This window comes from Ensifer sp. KUDG1 (genome assembly GCF_050434285.1).
Classification (GTDB): Bacteria; Pseudomonadota; Alphaproteobacteria; order Rhizobiales; family Rhizobiaceae; genus Ensifer.
On the sequence record NZ_JBNDIG010000009.1, the window covers coordinates 19652 to 44647 of the forward strand.

Sequence of the window (24996 nt, forward strand, 5' to 3'; positions counted from 1 at the left end):
GCTCATGTCTTTCTTGAAAATCAGCAACCTGCGCAAATCCTATGGCTCGCTCGAGATCCTGAAGGACATCAACCTGGAGATCGAAAAGGGCGGCTTCCTCGTTCTCGTAGGCCCGTCCGGTTGCGGCAAGTCCACGCTGCTGAACACGATAGCCGGTCTCGAGCCGATCACGTCTGGCGAGATCGCCATCAACGGCCGCTCGGTTGCCGACCTGCACCCGTCGAAGCGTGACATCGCCATGGTGTTCCAGTCCTACGCGCTCTACCCGAACATGACGGTCGCCGGAAACATTGCCTTCGGCATGGAAATCCGCGGTGTGCCGAAGGACGAGCGCGAGAAGGCGATCAAGCAGGTGGCGGACATGCTGCAGATCGGCCATCTGCTCGACCGCAAGCCGAGCCAGCTCTCCGGCGGCCAGCGCCAGCGCGTCGCCATGGGCCGGGCGCTGGTGCGCAATCCGCAGGTCTTCCTGTTCGACGAGCCGCTCTCCAACCTCGATGCCAAGCTGCGCGTCGACATGCGCACCGAGATCAAGCGGCTGCACAACCGCATGAAGACGACGATCGTCTACGTCACCCACGACCAGATCGAGGCGATGACGCTGGCGACCAAGATCGCCGTTCTGAAGGACGGCGTGCTGCAGCAGTTCGGAACACCTGCCGAGATCTACAACAACCCGGCCAACATGTTTGTCGCTGACTTCATGGGTTCGCCGGCGATGAACCTTTTGACCGCGCGCATCGAAAAGAGCGGTTCCGATATCGCCGTGGCGCTGGCGCGTCCGAATGCCGAGCCGCTGAAACTCGCGGTGCCGCAGGCCAACGGCGCGCTGTCGGCCTATGCCGGCAAGGACGTGGTCTTCGGCATTCGTCCGGAAGCGCTGACCGACCCAGATGGCGCCGACCGCAATGCGAAGGTGGTCGCCGAGGGCGAATGCCTGATCGAGGTGGTCGAGCCGGCCGGTTCCGACACGTTCGCGGTCACCCGTCTCGGCGGCAAGGAGATCGTTGCCCGGCTTCGCGCCGATGCCCGCATTGCTGCCGGTCAGACCTCGCGGCTCGCCTTCAACCTCGACAAGGCGGTGTTCTTCGACCCGCAGAGCCAGCAGCGGATCGCGTAATCGATCATGCAGGAGCAGCCGGACATCGTCATCATCGGGTCGGGGATCGGCGGCTCCACGCTTGCGGCGGGGCTTGCCGGCTCCGGCGCCCGCATCTGCATCCTCGAGCGCGGCGAGCGCCTGCCCGATACGCCGGAGACGCGCAGCTACAGCTCGATTTTCGTCAAGGGTCATTTCCGCCCGAGGGAGATGTGGCGTGAGCCAGACGGGACCGAGTTCAATCCGGGAAACTTCTATTTCGTCGGCGGCAATTCCAAGCTCTTCGGTGCGGTGCTTCTGCGCTACCGGGCCGAGGATTTCACCGAGATGCAGCATCTTGGCGGCGTTTCGCCGGCATGGCCCTTCCCCTACGAGGAATTGGAGCCGTGGTACGGCAAGGCCGAGCAACTGTTCGAGGTGCGCGGCGAACTCGGCGACGACCCGACGGAGCCGTTCCACAGTTCCCCTTATGCCTTCGGCCCGGTGCCGGACGAGCCGGCCATCGCCCGCGCTCGTGCGGAGTTGAAGGCGCAGGGCTTGCATCCGGCGACCTTGCCGCTCGGCGTCGACATCGACACCTGGCTTGCCGGCGGGCGCACGCCCTGGGACGGGTTCCCGAACACCGGCAACGGCAAGAAGGATGCCGAAACCGCGCCGCTCGCCGTCGCGCTGAAGGATCCGAACATCGAGCTGATCACGTCGGCGCATGTCGACACGCTGGAGGCAGGCCCGGGCGGACGGATCGAGGCGGTCCACTACACCTACAGGGGCGAGAAGAAGACGCTGTCGCCGAAGCTGGTGATCCTGTCGGCCGGCGCGATCAATTCCGCTGCCATCCTCTTGCGCTCCGGCGACGGCAAGGGGCTCGCCAATGCATCTGATCAGGTCGGCCGCAACTTCATGAACCACAATTGCAGCGCCATGCTCGCGATCAACCCGTTCAAGCGCAATGACAGCGTCTACCAGAAGACGCTGATGCTGAACGACTATTACCTGACCGGCGGCAGGGACGGCCTGCCGCTCGGCAATGTCCAGCTTCTCGGTAAGATCAACGCCGACATCCTGAAGGCCAACGCGCCCGTCTGGGCGCCCCGGTTTGCCTTCGATTTCATGGCCGGTCATGCGATCGACTGGTACATGATGACCGAGGACCTGCCGAACCCGGAAAGCCGCATCATGGTCGATGGCAAGGGCATCATCATGCGGTGGCGGCGCTCGAACATGGAGGCGCTTTCCAGTCTCGAAGCGAAGATGCGCGGCCATTTCAAGGCGGCCGGCTATCCGATCGTGCTCTCTCAGCCCTTCGACAAGCGCACGCCGTCGCATCAGTGCGGGACGGTGCGGATGGGCCAGGACCCAAAGGACGCGCCGCTCGACGTCTATTGCCGCGCCTTCGATCATCCCAATCTCTTTGTCGTTGACGCCGGCTGCCTGCCGACCTCAGCCGCCGTCAACCCGGCGCTGACGATTGCCGCCCAGGCGCTCAGGGTTGCCGACCATATCATTGCGAAGGAGTTCCGGTCATGACGTCATCGACGCGCCCCGTCGCCATCGTCACCGGCGGCCGCCGCGGCATCGGTCTCGGCGTTGCCCGCGCGCTCGCCCGCGAGGGCTTCGACATTGCGCTTACCGGCCTGGGTGCGGCAGATGCGACGACCACCCAGACGCTATCGGAACTCTCCGGTGAGCATGGCCGCGCGATCTACATCGAGGCGAACCTTGCCGATGTCGGGGGGCACGCAGCGACCGTCGAGCGCGTCCGGGCCGAACTCGGCCCGATCCGCTGCCTTGTCAACAATGCCGGCATCGCCTCGGTGGTGCGGGGTGATTTCCTGGATATGCTGCCGGAAAATTTCGACACGATCGTCGCCACCAACCTGCGTGGCACCGTGTTCTTCACCCAGGCCGTTCTGGTGTCGATGCTGACCGATCCAGCGGGTGTAACACCGCGTTCGATTATCAACATCACCTCGGTTTCGGCGACGATGACGTCGCCGGAGCGGCTCGACTACTGCATGACCAAGGCCGGGCTTGCCGCCTTCAGCCAGGGGCTGGCGCTGCGGCTTGCCAATACCGGCATCTCGGTTTTCGAGATCCGTCCGGGCATCATTCGCTCCGACATGACCGCCGGCGTCTCGGTGAAATACGATGGCTTGATCGATGGCGGATTGGTGCCGATGCGGCGCTGGGGCGAGCCCGACGATATCGGCAATATCGCGGCCGGGCTTGCTGGCGGCAAATTCGCCTTTGCTACCGGCTCGGTCATCCAGGCGGATGGCGGGCTGTCGATCGGCCGTCTCTAGGAACAGGCAGGACTTTTGAGGCTCGCAAGCGGGCAGGGTTTGAGTTGAACACGTCGAAAATTTGGAACGTTCCAAATTGATGGCGGCGGAGGGAAGACAGGGAATGAGCTACGACTACATCATCACCGGCGCCGGCCCGGCCGGCTGCGTTCTCGCCAATCGCCTCTCCGAGGACCCATCGGTTCGCGTGCTGCTGCTCGAAGCCGGCGGCGGAGACTGGAATCCGCTGTTTCACATGCCGGCAGGCTTTGCCAAGATGACCAAGGGCGTTGCCAGCTGGGGCTGGGAGACGGTGCCGCAGAAGCACATGAAGGGCAGGGTGCTGCGCTACACCCAGGCCAAGGTGATCGGAGGCGGCTCGTCGATCAATGCCCAGCTCTATACCCGCGGCAACGCTGCCGACTACGACCTCTGGGCCTCCGAGGATGGCTGCGCCGGCTGGGACTATCGCAGTGTGCTTCCCTATTTCAAACGCTCGGAAGACAACCAGCGCTTTGCCGACGACTACCACGCCTATGGCGGGCCGCTCGGCGTCTCGATGCCCACGGCGGCGCTGCCGATCTGCGACGCCTATATCCGCGCCGGACAGGAACTCGGCATACCCTACAACCACGACTTCAACGGCCGCCAGCAGGCGGGCGTCGGCTTCTACCAATTGACCCAGCGCAACCGCCGCCGGTCGAGCGCATCGCTTGCCTATCTCTCGCCGATCAAGGATCGCCGGAACTTGGAGGTGCGCACCGGCGCGCGTGTCGCGCGGATCGTGCTTGAGGGCACCCGCGCCGTGGGCGTGGAAGTCGTTACGGCCAAGGGCAGCGAGACAATCCGCGCGGATCGCGAGGTGCTGGTTACCTCGGGTGCCATTGGCTCGCCGAAGCTGCTTTTGCAGTCCGGCATCGGGCCGGCCGATTATTTGAAATCGGTGGGCGTCTCGGTGAAACACGACCTGCCCGGCGTCGGCGGCAATCTGCAGGATCACCTCGATCTCTTCGTGATCTCGGAATGCACCGGCGACCACACCTATGACGGTGTGGCGAAACTCCATCGTACGCTATGGGCTGGGTTGCAGTATGTACTGTTCCGTTCCGGCCCGGTCGCATCGTCGCTATTTGAGACCGGCGGCTTCTGGTATGCGGATCCGAACGCCCGTTCGCCGGATATCCAGTTCCATCTCGGTCTCGGCTCCGGCATCGAGGCGGGCGTCGAGAAGCTGAAGAATGCCGGCGTGACGCTGAATTCCGCCTATCTGCATCCCCGCTCGCGCGGCACGGTGCGGCTCTCGTCCTCCGATCCGGCGGCAGCACCGCTGATCGATCCGAATTACTGGGAGGATCCGCACGACCGCAAGATGTCGATCGAGGGCTTGAAGATCGCCCGCGAGATCCTGCAGCAGGCGGCACTGAAGCCCTTCGTGCTGGCGGAGCGCCTGCCGGGTAACTCGGTCATGAGCGATGAGCAGTTCTTCGAATACGGCTGCGCCAATGCCAAGACCGACCATCATCCGGTCGGTACCTGCAAGATGGGGACGGATGCCTCGGCCGTGGTCGGGCTGGACCTGAAGGTGCGCGGACTTGAAGGCCTTCGCGTCTGCGACAGCTCGGTGATGCCGCGCGTTCCCTCTTGCAACACCAATGGGCCGACGATCATGATGGGGGAAAAGGGCGCCGATATCATCCGCGAGCGCCAGCCCCTGCCGCCGGCGATCTTCGCCCACGAACGCAACGACAGCCGCCCGCGCGCCCGCGCCGATATCCGTTGAGGTTCCCCATGATCCGCCATTGCGTCTTCATCCGCTTCCGCCCCGAAGTCTCCAGCGAGGAGAAGGCGGTAATCTTCGGGGAGATTGCCGCGCTGAAGTCCCGGCTGCCGGGATTCCTTGCCGCCCATATCGGCGCCAATGTCAGCCCGGAAGTGGGCATGGACAAGGGGTTTGCCGAAGGCTTCATCGTCGACTTCACCGACGCGGCGGCGCGCGACGCCTATCTGGAGGACGAGGAGCATCGCAAGACTGGCGCCAAGATCGTCGCGGCAGCCGAAGGCGGCATCGCTGGCATTTTCGTCTACGACATCGAAATCGCTGACTGAGTGGCAGTGATGATCGACGCGCGCCCTTTCCTGACAGAGCTTTTCGCGGCGGCCGTTCGAGCCGCCGATCCCTATGAGGCGATCACGGCGCATCTGCCCGAGCCGCCGAAAGGGCGGACCGTGGTCGTCGGTGCCGGCAAGGCGGCAAGCCAGATGGCCGCCGCTTTCGAGAAACTCTGGAAGCATCCCTTCAGCGGCACGGTCGTGGCGCGCCATGGACCGATCGAACATTGCGAGACAATCACGGTGCTGCAGTCGGCCCATCCGGTGCCGGATGAGGCGGGGCTCGCCGCATCGGATGCGTTGCTGAAGGCGGTCGCAGGTCTGACCGCGGACGACCTCGTCATTGCCCTGATCTCCGGTGGCGGCTCGGCCCTGCTGCCGGCGCCGCCTGAAGGCTTGACGCTCGCTGACGAGGTCGCCGTCAACCGGGCGCTGCTTGCCTCCGGCGCGCCGATCTCGGTGATGAACGTCGTGCGCAAGCACGTGTCGCGCATCAAGGGCGGTCGGCTCGCTGCCGCCGCCTTCCCGGCTCGTGTCGTCAGTCTCGTCGTTTCGGACGTACCCGGCGATAACCCGGCCTTCGTCGCCTCGGGGCCGACGGTTCCGGATCGGAGTACGGCGGCGGAGGCGCTCGAGATTGTTGATCGCTACCGCATGGAATTGCCGGATGGCGTCATCGCCCATCTGCGCTCGGAAGCGGCTGCGGCACCCGATCCCGATGATCCGCGGTTTTCCCGGCACGAATGCCACGTCATTGCCTCGGCTGCCGTATCGCTGGAAGCGGCGGCCGCCAAGGCGCGCGAGCTCGGCATCGAGGCGCACATCCTCTCCGATGCGATCGAGGGAGAAGCCCGCGACATCGGCCGCATGCATGCGGCCCTTGCCCGCGAGGTGGCGCTTAGGAACCGTCCCTTCGCCAAGCCGGTCGTGCTTTTATCCGGCGGTGAGACGACCGTTACAATCTCCGGCAAGGACTATGGCAGGGGCGGGCGCAACAGCGAGTTTCTGCTGTCGCTGGCGCTCGACATCGATGGTGTTGCGGGCATCGATGCACTTGCCGCCGATACGGATGGCATCGACGGTTCGGAAGACAATGCCGGTGCCTTTGCGGACGGGCAGAGCATTGCCCGCATGCGGGCAGCGAATATCGATCCACGCCTGGGTCTTGCCCACCACGACGCCTGGTCGGCCTTTTCGGCGAGCGGCGATCTGTTCGTACCGGGCCCGACCGGAACGAACGTCAACGATTTCCGGGCGCTGTTGATTCGCTAGGGTGCGGCTCTTCTGTGGAGACGTTAGCCGGATTCAACACTGTACCCGAAATGACAACGCCGCCGCCGAGATCTTCGGCGGCGGCGTTGTCTTGATTTGCGGCGTTTCGCCTTACTTGGCGCGCTTCAGCGCATCGCCGAGGATCGAGACGATCTCGCCAAAGTGTTTCTCTTCGGCGATCAGTGGCGGTGAGAAGGCGATGATGTCGCCGGTGACGCGGATCAGCAGGCCCTTCTCGAAGCAATCAACGAAGACGTCGTAGGCGCGGGCACCGATAGCGCCGTCGCGCGACTGCAGCTCGATGCCGGCGATCAGGCCGATCGTGCGGATGTCGATGACGTTGGGCAGGCCCTTCAGCGAATGCATGGCGTCGTGCCAGGCGTCCTGCAGCTCGACGGCGCGGGTCATCAGACCCTCGTCGCGGTAGATGTCGAGCGTGGCGATACCGGCGGCGCAGGCGGCCGGGTGGCCGGAATAGGTGTAGCCGTGGAAGAGCTCGATCGCGTTTTCGGGCCCATGCATCAGCGCGTCATGCACCTTGCGGCTGGCAAAGACCGCGCCCATCGGGATCGCACCGTTGGTGAGACCCTTGGCCGCCGTCACCATATCAGGGGTGACGCCGAAGAAGTCGGTGGCGAAAGCCGCGCCGAGGCGACCGAAGCCGGTGATGACTTCGTCGAAGATCAGGAGGATGCCGTGCTTGTCGCAGATGGCGCGCAGGCGCTCGAGATAGCCCTTCGGCGGGATGAGCACGCCGGTCGAGCCGGCGACCGGCTCCACGATGCAGGCGGCGATGGTCTCGGCACCATGCAGCGCCACCAGACGCTCAAGATCGTCGGCAAGCTCGGCGCCATGTTCCGGCTGGCCTTTGACGAAGGCGTTCCGGGCGGGGTCATGCGTATGGCGCAGGTGGTCGGAGCCGGGAAGCTGCGGGAAGACGCGGCGGTTGTTGAGGATGCCGCCGACCGAGATGCCGCCGAAGCCGACGCCGTGATAGCCGCGCTCGCGGCCGATCAGGCGGGTGCGGGTGCCCTGGCCGATGGCGCGCTGGTAGGCGATCGCGATCTTCAGCGCCGTGTCGACCGATTCCGAACCGGAGCCGGTGAAGAAGACGCGATCGAGCTTCTGGCCTTCAGGACCCGGCGCGATCTCGGCGAGATGCTCGGCAAAGTCGAAGGCGATCGGGTGGCCCATCTGGAAGGAGGGGGCGAAATCCATCGTCGACAGCTGGCGCTCGACGGCAGCGGCAATCTGGCGGCGGCCATGGCCGGCATTGACGCACCAGAGCCCGGCGGTACCGTCGAGGATCGTGCGGCCATCGGTGCTGGTGTAGTGCATGCCCTCGGCCGAGGCGAGCAGGCGCGGGGCCTGCTTGAACTGCCGGTTGGCGGTAAACGGCATCCAATAGCTGTCGAGAACGGGGGCGTTGGGCTTGGTGTGCTGGTACATGGCATCCTCCTGAGGTCGGCGATTGACGCCATGATTTGATTTGCCAAACAAGTCCTTTTCTGCTGTCAGTTAAGTCATTGAAATACATCATGCTGTTTCAGCGTGTTTGCGATATTTCGAACAACCTGAACACCAAGGTTCGGATCCCATGACCGTCGATATCGGAAACCGGCTTCGGCATCTCAGACTGATGCACAATCTGTCGCAGCGCGAACTCGCCAAGCGCGCCGGCGTTACCAACTCGACGATCTCGCTGATCGAATCGAATGCCTCCAACCCGTCCGTCGGCGCGCTGAAGCGCATTCTCGATGGCATACCGATCGGGCTGGCGGAATTCTTCTCCTTCGAACCGGAAAAGCCGCGCAAGGCCTTTTATGCGGCCGAAGAACTGGTGGAGATCGGCAAGGGGCCGATTTCCTATCGCCAGATCGGCGAAAACCTCTTCGGTCGCAGCCTGCAGATCCTGAAGGAGGTTTACCAGCCGGGCGCCGACACCGGGAAGGTGCCGCTGGTGCACGATGGCGAGGAAGGGGGCATCGTGCTGTCGGGCCGCATCGAGGTCACCGTCGACGACGAGCGGCGGATTCTCGGGCCAGGGGATGCCTATTACTTCGAAAGCCGGCGACCGCACCGCTTTCGCTGCGTCGGGCCTGTCCCTTGCGAGGTGATCAGCGCCTGCACGCCGCCGACGTTTTGAGAGAGAGGGACGTCTTAATCGCAGTGCCGGAGTGCGCGAATGCCCCTCATCTCGCTGCCGCGACCTTCTCCCCGTTTTGACGGGGAGAAGGGATATGCCGCTCGCGCTCGATCCGTCTCAAGGCCTGTGACGGTACCAAGGAGCTCGGTTCACAAGGGGAGAGGGGCCAGAAGATTGGTCAAATGGAAAAGGGTCGGCGCGTCGATCTCGACGCTGTCCCCTCTCCCCGCAGGCGGGGAGAGGGCTAGGGTGAGGGGCGCCTCCGAACTCAGAGCGCCCGCCGATGACCCAACTACGAAAGCCGCGCGCAGGCGTCGGCGATGCGCTTCAGCGCTTCCTTCAGTTCCGCTTCCGAGGTCGCATAGGAGATGCGGAAGAACGGCGAGAGACCGAAGGCCGAGCCCGGCACGACGGCGACATGGGCGTCGTCGAGCAGGTAGGCGCAGAAGTCCGTATCCGTTGCGATCGTCTTGCCCGAAGGCGTGACCTTGCCGAGCATGCCGGCGCAGCCGGAGAAGGTGTAGAAAGCACCTTCCGGGACGCGGCAGTCGAGACCGTCGATGGCGTTGAGGCCATTGACGACGAGATCGCGGCGGCGCTGGAAGCTGGCGGTGCGTTCCTTCAGGAATTCCTGCGGACCGGTCAGCGCTGCAACCGAGGCGGCCTGGCTGACGGAGGAGGGGCAGGAGGTCGCCTGGCTCTGGACCACAGCCATCGCCTTGATCAGGTCGCGCGGGCCACCGGCATAGCCGATGCGCCAGCCGGTCATGGCATAGGCCTTGGAGACGCCGTTGACCGTGAGCGTGCGATCCTTGAGCCGGGGCTCGAGCTGGGCCGGGGTGACGAAGCGGAAGCCGTCATAGACGATGTGCTCGTACATGTCGTCGACCAGCAGCCACACATGCGGATGCTTGAGGAGCACGTCGAGCAGCGGCCGGTAGTCGGCAGCGCTATAGGCGGCACCCGATGGGTTCGACGGCGAATTGAGCAACACCCAGCGCGTCTTCGGCGTAACCGCCGCTTCGAGCTTGTCGGCGGTCAGCCGGAAGCCGGTGGACGCGTCGCAGGGGATCAGAACCGGTTTGCCTTCGCAGATCTGGACGATATCCGAATAGGAGGTCCAGTAGGGCGTCGGAATGACCACTTCGTCACCGGGGTTGATCGACGCCATCATGGCGTTGAACAGGATCTGTTTGGCGCCGGTCGAAACCGTGATTTCGTCCTGCTCGTAGGCAAGGCCGTTTTCGCGCTGGAACTTTTCGCGAATTGCCTTCTTCAACTCCGGCGTGCCGTCGAGTGCGGTGTACTTTGTGTCGCCGCGCTTGATCGCCTCGCAGGCGGCGTCCTTGACGAAGTCGGGCGTGTCGAAATCCGGCTCGCCCGCACCGAGGATGATCACCGGCTTGCCTTCGCGCTTCATGGCTTGCGCGCGGGCGCCGATCTTCAGGATTTCGGACACTCCGATCGAGGAGATCCGCGAGGCGGGCTGAAAGCCCGCCTCCTTGACCGTTGCGTTGATGGTCATGGTCTCTACCTAACTGGGTGCGCCGATTATTCGATGTCGAACGACACGCCCTGCGCCAGCGGCAGAGCCTTCGAATAGTTCACCGTGTTGGTGGCGCGGCGCATATAGGCCTTCCACGAGTCCGAACCGGATTCGCGACCGCCGCCGGTTTCTTTTTCACCGCCGAAGGCGCCGCCGATTTCGGCACCCGATGTGCCGATGTTGACGTTGGCGATACCGCAATCCGAGCCGTCGACGGCCAGGAACCGTTCGGATTCCTGCACGTCGCGGGTGAAGATCGAGGACGACAGGCCGGCTGCGACCGCATTGTGATCGGCAACGACGGCGTCGAAGTCGCTGTACTTCATGACGTAGAGAATCGGCGCGAAGGTTTCTTCGAGAACCGGGCCAGCCTGGACAGGCATTTCGACCAGAGCGGGCTTGGCGTAGTAGCCGTTGTCGTAGCCGAGTTCGACGCGCTCGCCGCCGGTGACGGTGCCGCCATGCGACTTCGCCTCAGCGATCGCCTTCTGCATGCCGTCGAAGGCCGCCTTGTCGACGAGCGGGCCGACGAGGGCTGTCGTTTCCAGCGGGTTGCCGACCGAGACCGAACCGTAGGCCTTCTTCAGGCGCGGAACGAGCTGATCGTAGACGCTTTCATGCACGAACAGGCGGCGCATGGTGGTGCAACGCTGGCCGGCGGTGCCCATGGCGCCGAAGGCGATGGCGCGCAGCGCCATGTCGAGATCAGCCGACGGGCAGACGATGCCGGCATTGTTGCCGCCGAGTTCGAGGATGGCGCGGGCAAAGCGCTTGGCAAGGCGCGGACCGACGTCGCGGCCCATGCGGGTCGAGCCGGTTGCCGAAACGAGCGGTACCTTCGGGTTGTCGACGAGAACTTCGCCGACGGTGCGGTCGCCGATCAGGACCTGCGACAGGCCTTCCGGCGCATCGCCGAAGCGGGCAAGCGCGCGCTCGAAGATCGCCTGCGAGGCGAGCGCCGTAAGCGGCGTCTTTTCAGACGGCTTCCAGACGACCGAGTTGCCGCAGACGATGGCAAGGGCGGCGTTCCACGACCAGACGGCGACCGGGAAGTTGAAGGCAGAGATGACGCCAACGACGCCGAGCGGGTGCCAGGTTTCCATCATGCGGTGGCCGGGACGTTCGGTGGCGATCGTCAGGCCGTAGAGCTGGCGGGAAAGGCCGACTGCGAAATCGCAGATGTCGATCATTTCCTGGACTTCGCCGAGGCCTTCCGAGGTGATCTTGCCGGCTTCGATCGAAACCAGGCGGCCAAGGTCGGCCTTGAAGGCGCGCAGTTCTTCGCCGAGCAGGCGGATCAGTTCGCCGCGCTTCGGTGCCGGAACCAGGCGCCAGGCCTTGAAGGCTTCGTGGGCCTTTTCGATCTTGGCGGCAGCTTCAGCAGCCGAAACCGTCTTGAGGTTGCCGATCTTTTCGCCGGTGACCGGGCTGAAGGACGGCATGTCGCCGCCGGTGTAGAGTTCCTTGGCGACGCCCATCTTTTCGAGAAGCGCTGCGGCTTCCTTGGTCACGTCGACTTTCTTGGTTGCGATGTTCATGGTCTGACTCCCGTCTTATTGGTTTAGATCATTCGATGGAGCGGTATGGGGCGGAAAACCGCACACAGTATTTCGCTCTGGCCTATCCGAAACGCACGCTGCCGAGCTTTCCCGGCGAGGTCAGCGTCTTCAGGCCCGCGGCCATGTCCTTGAGTTTGTCTGGTGTATAAAAGTCGTAATAGGCCTGATTGCGGCGGCCGATCGCATGTTCCGCGCTGAAGCTGCCGTGATACTCCTCGACGGCGACAGCGAAAACCCACTCGCGCAGCCGCGGTTCGAAAGTCTCGTCCTTGAGCAGGGCGCTGTCCTTCGGCACGACGAGGTTGAAGTGCACGCCGCCGTCGCCGATATGGCCGAAATCGCAGACGGTTACGTCGGGGAATTTCGAGGGCATTTCGGCCTTCATATGGTCGCAGAAGGCCATGATGTCACCCCTTCGGAAGGAGACGTCAAAGGCGATCAGCTTGCCGAGATGCTTGACGCCCTCGGAAAGCGCGTGGCGCAGCGCCCAGATTTCGTGCGGCGGGCCGACGAAGGCATCGGCGAGCGGCGCCTCCTCCATCTCCCAGATTTCGGCCAGCGCCGTCTCCAGTACGGCGTCGAGCGACTGTTCGCCCTCGCGCGGTGCCCAGGTGCGGCTGATCTCGGCGAGGATGACGTAGTCAGGGACGTTACCGCCCTGGAACGGGTTCTTCAGCGACGGTACATGGGCAAAGGCGGCCGTTACGGCGTTCTTCGACATGCCTTCGAAGGCCGAAAGATAAGCGCCGAGGCGTTCTTCCATGGCGCGCAGCAGCGGCAGCACATGGGCGCCGCTTGCCGGAACCAGCAGTGCGGTTGCCGTCTGTTGCGGCAGGCGCTCGAGGTTCAAGACGCATTCGGTGACGATGCCGAAGGCGCCCGAGGTGCCGACGAAGATCTGTTTCCAGTCGACGCCGGTGTTGTTCTTGCGCAGGTCGCATTGCAGGTCGAGCACGGTGCCGTCCGCGTCGCCGAGCACGACCTTGAGGCCGAGCGTGTTGCGGCGCACGTCGCCGTATTTGAGGAACCGCGAACCGCCGGTATTGGTGGCGATCATGCCGCCGATGCGCGGGTCGGCGCCGAGGTCGATCGGGAAGAACAGGCCGTGCTCTTCCAGCCGCCGGTTGAGATCAGACAGCCGGAAGCCGGCGTCGAGCCGCACCGTTCGGTTATCGAGGTCGAGTTCGAACCGCTTTGCCAGCCGGTCGAGGCTGAGGATGGCTTCGTCGCCCGACTGATCCGGGGTCGAGCCGGAGACAAGCCCGGTGTTGCCGGATTGCGGGATCAGCGCGATGCCGTTCGCAACGCAGTAGGCAACGGCAGCAGAGACCTCTTCGGTCGTTGCCGGCCGCAGAACGAGCGAGGTCCGGCCGCGATCGTAGCGCGCGCCGGTCTCATAGGCTTCCAGGTCTTCAGGACGCGTCACGACACCCTTGTCTCCAAGGATGCCAGTGAGTGCGTCGATGTGCAGTTGATCGATCATAGGATCAATATCATTCCGCAGCGATGGCGCCGGTCAAGACCCGGAGGCAGCTTTCGATCGAAGCCTGCTCGATGCCGGCATAATGATCGAACTCGTTGAGCACGGTCGCGCCGAGATCGCTCTCGAAGCGCTTCTGGTTCGGGCTGGCAACAAAGTCCTGCTGGGCGCCGTCACCGAGGTTCGACTGGAAGATACCCGCGGCGCTGACCGGCAGGAAGTCTTCGTAGACGATCGCATCGAACTGAACGAGGCCGGCGACGATCAGCGCTTCGATGTCGCGTGCAGCAGAGATGCCAGCCTTGCGGCCTTTTTCCGTCAGCGAATAGCTGAAATAGCCGAGTCCGGCTTCGCGGATGCCTGCCCAGGTGTCCGGGAAGGGCTCGAAAGCCCCTGCAAGCGCCGCTTCGTATTCGCGGGCGTTGGAGCCGTCAGCCGCCGGGCGAACGATCTTGCGCGAGGCGTCGAGCAACTCGTCATAGAGGGCGCGGCCCTTCGGGGTCAGCGCGATGCCGCGCTGTTCGATCTCGCCGAAGCGGGCGGTGTGCGAACCTTCCTTCCAGGTGCCGTCGGCGTCCATGAAGGAGACCGCCTCTTCGAGCGCCTTGAACGAGGTCTGGCGCAGGAGGATCGGGCACTTGCGGGTCGGCGGACCCTCGACGACGGCCTTCGGGGCAATCGCGTATTCCGGCATCAGCGCCTGCACCTTGTCGATGTCGAGCGTGCGCGGGGTGAGATGATTGATGTGCGGGCCCTTGAAGGAGACGACGTCGGCGATCAGGCGATGGGCGTCATGCAGGCGCTTGTACATGTCGGGGCTGACATTGGCCTTGTCGTGCCAACGGAAGGTTTCGAGCACTTCCGAAACGAAGCGCTCGGCATCCGCCTTGTCGAGACCACCGTCGCGCTCGGCCTTTTCCGTGAGTTCGACAGCGCCCGTCGTGAATATCTGGCGTGCGGCCAGGATGACGTCGGCTTCGGCGCGCAGCGCTTCGTCGGCGATGAGGTCGAGACGCAGCAGCGAGGTGAAGACGCGGAACGGGTTGCGCTTGAGCGCCGCGTCGCCGACCGGGCGGAAGGCGGTGGAGTGAACCGGAACGCCGGCGGTCGACAGGTCGTAGTAGCCGACCGGGTACATGCCCATGACGGCAAAGACGCGGCGCATCATCGCAAGTTCGGCAGGTGTGCCGAGCCGGATCGCACCGTGGCGCTCCTCTGAGATGCGGTCGAGCGTATCCGTCGCGTCGAGGCGCTCCTTCAGCTTGGGGTCGGCGGCGAGCGTATCGTCGTTGACCTTGGCGACCAGCTCCATCAGCGTGCCGTAAGCCGGCACCTCTTCGCGGTACATGACCGACATGGCTGCGGAAAAGGCCGAGCGGATGTCGTCGGCGGATACGAAACTATTCTCTTTCACTGGGGCTCGCCTCGCGCTATGGGTGAAGGACAAGGTCATTCTCATTTCGGATCATATCCGATCGAACTGGCCATTGATCGCGTTGCTTCTGACTATGTTGATGCGAGGGCGGAATGAAGTTGAGCCGTAGACTGGTTCCCGACGTGACGACGCTGCAGGCGTTCGAATGCGCGGCGCGACACGGCAGCTTCACGCAGGCCGCCGCCGAGCTGAACCTTACCCAGAGCGCCGTCAGCCGCCAGATCAAGGATCTCGAAAACCAGCTTGGCGTGCTCCTGTTCGAGCGCGTGCGCCAGCGGGTGATCCTGTCGGATGCCGGCCAGAAGTTTCTGCCGGAGGTGCGCCGTCTGCTCAACCAGACCGAGGAGCTGATGGTGCGGGCGATGGCGTCTGCCCGGGCGGATTCGACGCTCTCGATCGCGTCGTTGCCGACCTTCGGCAGCCGCTGGCTGGTGCCGCGCCTGCCCGATTTCCTCAAACGTCATCCGGACACGGTGATCAACATCGCGTCACGCTCGGCGCCGTTCGATTTCGAAGAGCAGAATTTCGATCTCGCCATTCATTATGGCCAGCCGGTCTGGGCACGCGCCACCTGCAGCTACCTCTGCAGCGAGATCATCGTGCCGGCCGCAAGCCCTGCCCTGCTGGCGGACCATCCGATCGCAACCCCGGAAGACCTGGTCGCCGGTCCGCTCCTGCATCTGGCCACCCGGCCCAAGCTCTGGGCGCAATGGTTCGAGGCCAACGACATGGACGGGCGAGGGGCCTATCGCGGCAACCGCTTCGACCAGTTCTCCATGGTGATCGAGGCGGCGACCGCCGGCCTCGGTTTTGCGCTTCTGCCGCGCTATCTGATCGAGCAGGAGATTGCCGCCGGCACGCTGCGGATCGTGCTCGACCGGCCGATGCAGACGGAAAACAGCTATTATCTCGCGGTGCCCGAGGGCAAGCTCGAAAACCCGATCAGCCTGGCGTTTCGCGAGTGGATTACCGAGCAGGTGGGCTGACCGACCGACGTTTTGTCGAAAATTCGTGGGAACCTTCCTCGCCCCCATCACGTTTCGCCTCGTCTGCCACCCGCATGAAGCTTGAAAGAGGGCGTTTGAGAGAGCTGTATCCTAGTGCCATTGGGGGCGCATCCAGCGGCCTGTTCCGGCCTGTTTCGTCTGTGCGCAAATCGACCAATCTTGTATGAGCAATCCTTGCAAGCTGTTGGCACCACGGCTAAAAAATGCCATTTTCATGCATCACGCGGCCTTGAAAACCAATGCGCCGCCGGCTTTGCGATCTCCGATGCCCAGTCGTGGGCGGTGCCTGTTACCGCCAGGTCCCGGTTTCCCGGGAAATGACGGTGGATGGGAGGACACATGACCGTGTCTAGCAACGCGCCGGCTCAGCCTGATTTCTCAGGTCCGCAGCCAACCCGGCACCCCGACGAGGGCCGGGCCGATCAACCCCGGTTGGATTCAGAACCCGTACCCATGCAGCTCCAAACTACGCCGCCCACCTCTCCGCGCGAACCGGAAGCGAAGCAGATCGATTACAACGATTCGATCCGCGCCACCTTCTTCTCGATGGAGGACCTCCGCCAATGCGGCGAGGATCTCGCGGCCAAGGGTGTCTCCTCGCTGCCGGGCTTCTTCCCGTTCGAGTTCCGTCCGCGGCATCGCGAGAACGAGAACGAGATCCTGCGCGTCTACCGGGCGACGGCCGCGGACGTCGAGGCCGGCGCAACGATCACGCCGGCTGCCGAATGGCTGCTCGACAACCATCACGTCGTCGAAGAGGCGATACAGGAAGTGCGGCGCGATTTCCCGCGCCGGTTCTATCGCCAGCTCCCGACGCTTTCGGTTTCGGGCACGGTGATCCCGCGCACCATGGCGCTTGCCTGGCTCTATGCTGCCCATACCCATAGCACGGTGACGCGCGAAAGCATCACGGCGATGGTCGAGGGCTTCCAGAAGCACGAGACCTTCAAGATCGGCGAACTCTGGGCCTTGCCTTCGATCCTGCGCTTCGTGCTGATCGAGAACCTGCGCCGGATTGCCATCCGTGTCGAACGCTCGCGCGGCATGCGGCGCAAGGCCAACGACGTCGCCGACCAGATCATTCGCCTCAGCGATCCGGAAAAGTCGCGCACGCTGCTTGCGGAATCGGAGGCACTGGCGGCCGACAACACCTTCGTCGCGCAGCTGCTTTACCGCATGCGTGATGGTTCGCAGACCTCGGGCGCCGTCATCGGCTGGATCGAGGAACAGCTCGAAAAGCGCGGCAGCGACGTCGAAAGCGCGCTGGTCGCCGAGCAGAATCGCCTGTCGTCCGGCAACGCGACGATGAGCAACATCATCCGCAGCCTGCGCGAGATCGACGACACCGACTGGGCCGTCTGGTTCGAAAGCGTCAGCAAGATCGACGCGGCACTGCGTGAAGGTTCCGACTACGCGGCACTCGATTTCGGCTCGCGCAACAAGTACCGCGACACAATCGAAAAGCTGGCGCGCCGCTCGGGGCACAGCGAATTCGAAGTGACGCAGATCGCCATCCAGATGGTTCGCGAGGCGGAAGTCGCGGCGGAGACGGAAGCGCCGCTGCAGCAGCCGAATGTCGGATCGTTCCTCGTCGGCAAGCAGCGCAAGCTTCTGGAAAAGAAGATCAGCTACCGGCCGTCTGTGCTGCAGAGCATCATTCGCCTCAGCCGCAAGCTCGACTGGTTTGCGATCGCCGGGCCGAACATCCTTCTGACCATCCTGGCGATGATCGCCGTCTATTCCTTCGTCAGCCCGATGGAGATCCCGAACGGCGCGAAGCTGATCATGCTGCTGCTCTTTGCCCTGCCGGCTTCAGAAGGTGCGATGGGCCTGTTCAACACGCTGGTGACGCTGTTCGTCAAACCGTCGCGGCTGGTCGGCTACGAGTTCCTCGACGGGATCCCTCAGGACGCCCGCACGCTTGTTGCGGTGCCGTGCCTGATTTCCAAGCGCGATCACGTCGACGAACTGGTGCGCAATCTCGAGGTCCATTACCTCGCCAACCCGCGCGGCGAGATCTACTTTGCGCTGGTCAGCGACTGGGCCGATAGCAAGGACGAGGAATCGAGCGCCGACGCCGACGTGCTCGACTATGCCAAGCGCGAGATCGCCCAGCTTTCGGCGCGTTATGCCTATGACGGCAAGACCCGCTTCTACCTGCTGCATCGCCGCCGCCTGTGTAACGAGCAGGAAGGCGTGTGGATGGGCTGGGAGCGCAAGCGCGGCAAGCTGCATGAGTTGAACATGCTGCTCCGCGGCGACCGTGACACCTCGTTCCTGCAGGGCGCCAACACGGTGCCGGACAACGTGCAATACGTCATGACGCTCGATTCCGACACGCGCCTGATGCGCGATGCGGTGACGAAGCTCGTCGGCAAGATGTACCATCCGATCAACCGTCCGGTGGTCGATCCGAAGACCCAGGACGTGATCGCCGGCTACAGCCTGTTGCAGCCGCGCGTGACGCCGTCGCTGACGACCGGCAGCGAAGCCTCCGCCTTCCAGCGCATCTTCTCTTCCAACCGCGGTATCGACCCCTATGTCTTCACCGTGTCCGACGTCTACCAGGACATCGCCGGAGAAGGCAGCTTCACCGGCAAGGGCCTCTACCATGTCGACGCCTTCGAGGCGGCGCTGAAGGGACGCATCCAGGAAAACGCGGTTCTCAGCCACGACCTGCTCGAAGGGTCCTATGTGCGCTGCGCGCTTGTCACCGACGTCGAACTCGTCGAGGACTTCCCCACCCGCTACGAGGTCGAGATGTCGCGCCAGCATCGCTGGGCGCGGGGCGACTGGCAACTCTTGCCCTACATCTTCAATTTCTCGAACGGGCTGTCGATGCTCGGGCGCTGGAAGATGTACGACAACCTGCGCCGTTCGCTGATCCCGCTCGCCTGGCTCGTCGCCTCGGTCATGGGCTGGTATTACATGGAGCCGACCGAAGCGCTGATCTGGCAGATCGTGCTGATCTTCAGCCTGTTCGTCGCCCCCACCCTGTCGCTGATCAACGGCCTCCTGCCGCGCCGCAACGACATCGTCGCACGCGCACACCTGCATGCGGTCCTGACCGAAGTCCGTGCCGCCAACGCGCAAGTTGCTCTTCGCATCGTCTTCATCGCCCACAATGCGGCGATGATGGGCGACGCCATCGTGCGTTCGCTCTACCGCACCTTCGTCAGCGGCAAGCTGATGCTCGAATGGCGCACGGCCGCGCAGGTTCAGAGCGCCGGCCACGGCACCATCGGCGATTATTATCGCGCCATGTGGATCGCGCCGGCACTGTCGGCGATCTCCTTGGCGCTAGCTGCGATTTCCGACACCGGCCTGCCCTTCATCGGCATTCCCTTCGCGCTGCTCTGGGCGCTGTCGCCCGCCGTTGCCTGGTTCGTCAGCCAGTCGGCTGAAACAGAAGACCAGCTCGTCGTTTCCGACGAGGCGATCGACGAGATGCGCCTGATCGCGCGCCGCACCTGGCGCTACTTCGAGACCTTCGTCACCGCCGAGCAGCACTTCCTGCCGCCGGACAACTTCCAGGAAACGCCGCAGCCGGTTCTCGCCGAGCGGACGTCGCCGACCAATATCGGCGTCTATCTGCTCTCCGTCATGTCGGCGCGCGACTTCGGCTGGATCGGCTTCGAGGAGACGATCAACCGGCTGGAGCAGACGATCGCCACCATCGACCGGATGCCGAAATATCGCGGCCATCTGTTCAACTGGTACCGGACGAACACGCTCGAAACCATGGAGCCGCGCTACATTTCGTCGGTCGATAGCGGCAATCTGGCCGGTCACCTGATCGCCGTGTCGTCCATGTGTCGCGACTGGGCGGAAGCGCCGTCGGCGCATGTCCAGGGCAGCCTGATCGGTATCGGCGACGTCGCTGCGATCCTTCAGGAAGTGCTGCGCGACCTGCCCGACGACCGCAAGACGGTGCGTCCGTTGCGCCGCCTGATCGAGGAGCGCATCGTCGGCTTCCAGAATGCGCTCGCCGCGATCATGCGCGAACACGAGTTCGCCTCGATCCGGGTGATCAATCTGGCCGTTCTGGCGCGCGACATGCACAAGCTCACGGTCAATCTCGACCATGAGGTGCGCACACCGCAAAGCAGCGAAGTGACGAAGTGGGCCAACTCGCTCGTCACCACCTGCGAAGCTCATATCGCCGATGGCGTCTTCGATCTCGGCGCAATCGAATCGCTGCGCCAGCGCCTGCTGGTGCTGAAGGACCGGGCACGCGACATCGCCTTCTCGATGGATTTCGGCTTCCTCTTCCGTCCGGAGCGGCGCCTGCTGTCGATCGGCTTCCGCGTCAATGCCAACGAGCTCGACGAGGCCTGCTACGACCTTCTGGCGTCGGAAGCGCGTCTCACCAGCCTGTTTGCCATCGCCAAGGGCGATCTGCCGACCGAGCACTGGTACAAGCTCGGCCGACCGATCGTGCCGATCGGCGCGCGCGGCGCGCTGATCTCCTGGTCCGGCTCGATGTTCGAATACCTGATGCCGCCGCTGGTCATGCAGGAGCGTCAGGGCGGTATCCTCAACCAGACCAACAATCTGGTCGTGAAGGAACAGATCAACCACGGCCGTCGCCTCGGCACGCCGTGGGGCATCTCGGAAGCGGCGTTCAACGCGCGCGACCACGAACTGACCTACCAGTACACCAACTTCGGTGTGCCGACGCTCGGCCTCAAGCGTGGTCTCGGCCAGAACGCGGTCATCGCGCCCTACGCCTCGATCCTCGCCTGCATGTACGATCCGAAGTCGGCGCTCGCCAACCTCGGGCGTCTTCGCGAGGTCGGTGCGCTCGGCGCCTACGGCTACCACGACGCCGTCGATTTCACGCCGACGCGCGTGCCCGAGGGGCAGAAGTGCGCGGTCGTTCGCAACTACTATGCGCACCACCATGGCATGTCGATCGCGGCTGTCGCCAACGTCGTCTTCAATGGCCGCCTGCGCGAGTGGTTCCACGCCGATCCGGTGATCGAGGCTGCCGAACTGCTGCTGCAGGAAAAGGCGCCGCGCGACATTCCGATCATGAATGCCAAGCGCGAGCCGGAATCGGTCGGCAAGGGCCAGGACGATCTCCTGCGCCCTGAGGTCCGCATCATCGAGAACCCGCTTTCGCAGGACCGCGAGACCGTGTTTCTCTCCAACGGCCACTACTCGGTGATGCTGACGGCCAACGGCGCGGGTTATGCGCGCTGGAACGGCCAGTCCGTCACCCGCTGGAAGCCGGATCCGGTCGAGGACCGTACCGGCACCTTCATCTTCCTGCGCGATACGACGACCGGCGACTGGTGGTCGGCGACCGCGGAGCCGCGGCGTGCGGCCGGTGAGAAGATGCTGACCCGCTTCGGCGACGACAAGGCGGAATTCGTCAAGACCGTCGGCGACCTCACCAGCGAGGTCGAGTGCATCGTCGCCACCGAGCACGATGCCGAGGGCCGTCGTGTCATGCTGCTCAACACCGGCACCCAGGACCGCTTCATCGAAGTGACCTCCTATGCCGAGCCGGTGCTTTCGACCGACGAGGCCGATAGCGCCCATCCGGCGTTTTCGAAGATGTTCCTGCGCACGGAAATCAGCCGCCGCGGCGACGTCATTCGCGTCAGCCGCAACAAGCGCAGCTCCGGCGATCCGGACATGGAAGTGGCGCATCTCGTCACCGACAATGCCGGCAGCGACCGCCATACGGAAGCCGAGACCGACCGTCGCCGCTTCATCGGCCCGGGCCGCACCCTTGCGGAAGCCGCCGCCTTCGATACGGATGCGGCGCTTTCGGGCACGGACGGCTTCACGCTCGATCCGATCATGTCGCTGCGCCGGGTCGTGCGCGTACCCGCCGGCAAGAAGGTCAGCGTCGTCTTCTGGACGATCGCTGCCCCAAGCCGCGAGGAGGTCGATCGCGCGATCGACCGCTACCGCCATCCGGAGACCTTCAACCAGGAGCTCATCCACGCCTGGACCCGCAGCCAGGTGCAGATGCGCCATGTCGGCGTGACCTCGCAGGAAGCGGCAAGCTTCCAGATGCTTGGCCGCTACCTCGTCTATCCGGACATGCATCTGCGTGCCGATTCGGCGACGGTTCAGGCCGGCCTCGATTCCCAGTCGAAGCTCTGGCCGCTGGCGATTTCGGGCGACTACCCGATCTTCTGCCTGCGCATCAACGACGACGGCGATCTTGGCATCGCCCGCGAGGCGCTGCGCGCCCAGGAATACCTGCGCGCCCGCGGCATCACCGCCGATCTCGTCATCATCAACGAGCGCGCCTCGTCCTATGCCCAGGACATGCAGCACGCGCTCGATTCCATGTGCGAGAACCTGAGGCTTCGCGGCCTCTCGGACGGTCCGCGCCAGCACATCTTCTCGGTGCGCCGCGACCTGATGGAAGCCGAGACGTGGTCGACGCTGCTGTCGGCCTCGCGCGCCGTCTTCCATGCACGCAACGGCACGATCTCCGACCAGATCGCCCGCGCCAACTCGCTCTATTCGCCGGCGCCGGTAAAGGGCGCCGAAAAGAGCAGCGAGTTCGTCGGTCCGCTCCTGGCGGCGCCGCAGGAAGCGGCAGATGTCGCACTGGCGGAGATCAAGGGCGACGATCTCTCCTTCTGGAATGGCTTCGGCGGCTTTGCCGAAGGCGGACGCGAATACGTCGTGCGCCTGCGCGGCGGCGAAGCGACGCCGCAGCCCTGGATCAATGTCATCTCCAACGAGCAGTTCGGCTTCCATGTTTCGGCCGAAGGCGCTGCCTTCTCCTGGAGCCGCAATTCGCGCGACTACCAGCTGACGCCTTGGACCAACGACACCGTCATCAACCGTCCGGGCGAAGCGATCTTCATCCGCGATATGGCGAGCGGCTCGGTGTCGACGCCCTATGCGGCGCTGTCGCGTCGTCGTTCGGTCGTGTTCGAGACGGTTCACGGGCTCGGCTACTCGCGCTTCCGCAGCAGCCAGGACGATCTCGACATCGAGGCGACCCACACGGTTCATCGCAGCCTGCCGGCCAAGCTCGTTCGTCTCACGGTGCGCAACCGTGCGGCGACGGCGCGGCAGCTGCGGCTTTACGGCTACGCCGAATGGGTACTCGGCAACAACCGCGCGCGCTCGGCGCCCTTCATTCTCTCGAAGTGGGACGAAGAGACGTCGGCCCTGGTCGCGACCAACCCCTACAGCATAGACTTCGGCGGACGTTCCGCCTTCTTCACCGTCGATGGTGGCGAAGCGGCCGGCTACACATCCAGCCGACGGGAGTTCCTCGGCTCGCTCGGGGGTATCCTCGTGCCGCAGGCCGTGCTTTCGGGGGCGGATCTCTCGGGCTCCGTCGATGTCGACGGCGATCCTTGCGCGGTCGTCGCGACCGATCTGACGATCGAACCCGGCGCCGAGCGGCAGGTCACCTTCATTCTCGGCGATGCCGACAATGAAGAGCAGCTTCGCGCCGTCGTCGGCGAACTGCGTCAAACCGCCTTCGATACGGTGCTTGATGCGGCAAAGTCGTTCTGGCGCGATTTCACCGACATCGTGAAGGTCGAAACGCCGGATCCGGCCTTCGACGCCATGATCAACAACTGGCTGCCCTATCAGAGCCTCGGGTGCCGCATCATGGCGCGCTCGGCCTTCTACCAGGCGAGCGGAGCCTTCGGCTTCCGCGACCAGTTGCAGGACACGCTGGCGTTCCTGATCCATCGGCCGGAGCTTGCCCGGGCGCAGATCCTCAACGCCGCGGCGCGCCAGTTCGTCGAAGGCGACGTACAGCACTGGTGGCTGCCGGGAACCGGCGCGGGCGTGCGCACGATGATCTCCGATGACGTGGTCTGGCTCGCCCATGCCGTCACCCACTATTGCACGGTGACCGGCACCTCCGACATCCTGGCGGAACGGCTCGCCTTCATCACCGGCCCGGCGCTGGAAGAGGGACAGCACGACGCCTTCTACAAGCCGGAGATCTCTGAAGAGATTGGCGACGTTTACGAGCATTGCGCCCGTGCCCTCGATCTTGCGATCAAGCGGACCGGCGAAAACGGCCTGCCGCTGTTCCTCGGCGGCGATTGGAACGACGGCATGAACCGGGTGGGCCAGGCCGGCAAGGGCACAAGCACCTGGCTCGGCTGGTTCCTCGCAGGAACGCTGCGCGGCTTCCTGCCCTATGCGCGCGAGCGCAAGGACGAGGCCCGCGTCACCCGTTGGCAAGCCCATCTCGAAGCGCTCAAGACAGCGCTCAACGCGGCGGGCTGGGACGGCGACTACTATCGCCGTGGCTACTACGACGACGGCACGCCGCTCGGCACCAGCGAAGCGCTCGAATGCCGGATCGATTCCATCGGCCAGTCCTGGAGCGTGCTCTCGGGCGAAGGCGACGAGCAGCGCTCGCTGAAGGCGATGGATGCGGTCATGGCCGAACTCGTCGATCCGGACCAGCACATCGTGCGGCTGTTCACGCCGCCGCTCGAGCGCACGGCGCAGGATCCGGGCTACATCAAGGCCTATCCGCCCGGCGTGCGCGAGAACGGTGGGCAGTATACCCATGCGGCCACCTGGGTGGCGCTCGCCTTTGCCGAACAGGGCAGGGCGGAAGAGGCCTGGCGCGTGTTCAACATGCTGAATCCGGTTTCCCATGCGGGAAGCCGCGAAGCGGCGGAACACTACCGCGTCGAGCCCTATGTGGTTGCCGCCGATATCTATGGCGAGGGCGACCTTGCGGGACGCGGCGGCTGGACTTGGTACACCGGTTCTGCCGGCTGGCTCTACCGCGTCGGTGTCGAAGGCATCCTCGGCATTCGCAGGCAGGGTGACAGGCTGGTTATCCGGCCGGTGCTGCCGGCGGCCTGGAATGGCTACTCGGCCGAAGTGACGCTCAATGGCGCGCGGCACAAGATTTCGGTTGAGCGCGACAAGAAAAGTGGCGAGCCGATCGTCAGCGTCAACAATAGTGTCACAAAAAACGCGCATGAAGGCATTTTGCTGTAACGGCCGGCATTGAAGACAGGATGAAACCGGCTTTGTTCCCGCAAGGGCAAGGCCGGTTTTTTCTTTGCGGAGATGCGGGGCGGCACGACCTCGA

General features: G+C 64.3%; 14 protein-coding genes. 9 read left to right on the plus strand and 5 right to left on the minus strand.

What is annotated here, in order from left to right:
- The first annotated feature begins 4 nt into the window (after positions 1-4).
- The 6 genes from M2267_RS21240 to M2267_RS21265 all read left to right on the plus strand — a co-directional run bounded on the left by M2267_RS21240 (position 5) and on the right by M2267_RS21265 (position 6762).
- Positions 5-1120, plus strand: a complete 1116-nt coding sequence (locus M2267_RS21240) for an ABC transporter ATP-binding protein (RefSeq protein WP_043625396.1) — start codon at positions 5-7, stop codon at positions 1118-1120.
- Positions 1121-1126: 6 nt separating this feature from the next.
- The gene (locus tag M2267_RS21245; RefSeq protein WP_429116924.1) at positions 1127-2626 is read left to right on the plus strand and encodes a GMC oxidoreductase; all 1500 of its coding nucleotides are present in this window, start codon (positions 1127-1129) and stop codon (positions 2624-2626) included.
- Positions 2623-3402: a 3-ketoacyl-ACP reductase gene (locus tag M2267_RS21250; protein WP_429116926.1), complete on the plus strand. Its 780-nt coding sequence runs from the start codon at positions 2623-2625 to the stop codon at positions 3400-3402. The genes M2267_RS21245 and M2267_RS21250 overlap by 4 nt, the downstream gene beginning before the upstream one ends.
- A 103-nt stretch (positions 3403-3505) precedes the next feature.
- Positions 3506-5161, plus strand: coding sequence for a GMC family oxidoreductase (locus M2267_RS21255; protein WP_429116928.1), 1656 nt, complete (start codon positions 3506-3508; stop codon positions 5159-5161).
- An 8-nt stretch (positions 5162-5169) separates the two neighbouring features.
- Entirely contained in the window at positions 5170-5487 is a 318-nt protein-coding gene (locus M2267_RS21260; RefSeq protein ID WP_429116931.1) for a Dabb family protein, read from the plus strand.
- Between the two features lie 9 nt (positions 5488-5496).
- Complete coding sequence (locus tag M2267_RS21265; RefSeq protein ID WP_429116933.1) at positions 5497-6762, plus strand: glycerate kinase type-2 family protein; 1266 nt, start codon at positions 5497-5499, stop codon at positions 6760-6762.
- A gap of 111 nt (positions 6763-6873) precedes the next feature.
- Here the strand turns inward: M2267_RS21265 and M2267_RS21270 are convergent, their stop codons facing one another.
- Positions 6874-8211 carry an aspartate aminotransferase family protein gene (locus M2267_RS21270; RefSeq protein ID WP_429116936.1) on the minus strand — a complete coding sequence of 446 codons (1338 nt, stop codon included), beginning with the start codon at positions 8209-8211 and terminating at the stop codon, positions 6874-6876.
- A gap of 148 nt (positions 8212-8359) precedes the next feature.
- Here M2267_RS21270 and M2267_RS21275 point away from each other — a divergent pair, with 148 nt between their 5' ends.
- On the plus strand, positions 8360-8908 hold the full coding sequence (locus M2267_RS21275; protein ID WP_192451086.1) for a cupin domain-containing protein: 549 nt from the start codon (positions 8360-8362) through the stop codon (positions 8906-8908).
- Between the two features lie 292 nt (positions 8909-9200).
- Here M2267_RS21275 and M2267_RS21280 read toward each other — a convergent pair whose 3' ends face one another.
- From M2267_RS21280 to hglS, 4 genes are all read right to left on the minus strand, one after another.
- Entirely contained in the window at positions 9201-10433 is a 1233-nt protein-coding gene (locus M2267_RS21280; RefSeq protein ID WP_429116939.1) for a pyridoxal phosphate-dependent aminotransferase, read from the minus strand.
- Between the two features lie 26 nt (positions 10434-10459).
- Positions 10460-11992 carry an L-piperidine-6-carboxylate dehydrogenase gene (gene amaB / locus M2267_RS21285; RefSeq protein ID WP_429116942.1) on the minus strand — a complete coding sequence of 511 codons (1533 nt, stop codon included), beginning with the start codon at positions 11990-11992 and terminating at the stop codon, positions 10460-10462.
- Positions 11993-12074: 82 nt separating this feature from the next.
- On the minus strand, positions 12075-13496 hold the full coding sequence (locus tag M2267_RS21290; RefSeq protein WP_429116944.1) for an FAD-binding oxidoreductase: 1422 nt from the start codon (positions 13494-13496) through the stop codon (positions 12075-12077).
- Between the two features lie 10 nt (positions 13497-13506).
- Positions 13507-14907, minus strand: a complete 1401-nt coding sequence (hglS, locus tag M2267_RS21295; protein WP_429116945.1) for a 2-oxoadipate dioxygenase/decarboxylase HglS — start codon at positions 14905-14907, stop codon at positions 13507-13509.
- 113 nt (positions 14908-15020) lie between these two features.
- Here hglS and M2267_RS21300 point away from each other — a divergent pair, with 113 nt between their 5' ends.
- Both M2267_RS21300 and ndvB read left to right on the plus strand, forming a co-directional pair.
- Entirely contained in the window at positions 15021-15914 is an 894-nt protein-coding gene (locus M2267_RS21300) for a LysR family transcriptional regulator (RefSeq protein WP_043625779.1), read from the plus strand.
- Positions 15915-16274: 360 nt separating this feature from the next.
- A complete protein-coding gene (ndvB, locus tag M2267_RS21305; protein ID WP_429116948.1) occupies positions 16275-24902 on the plus strand; it encodes a cyclic beta-(1,2)-glucan synthase in 8628 nt (2875 codons plus the stop codon).
- Positions 24903-24996 lie beyond the last annotated feature (94 nt).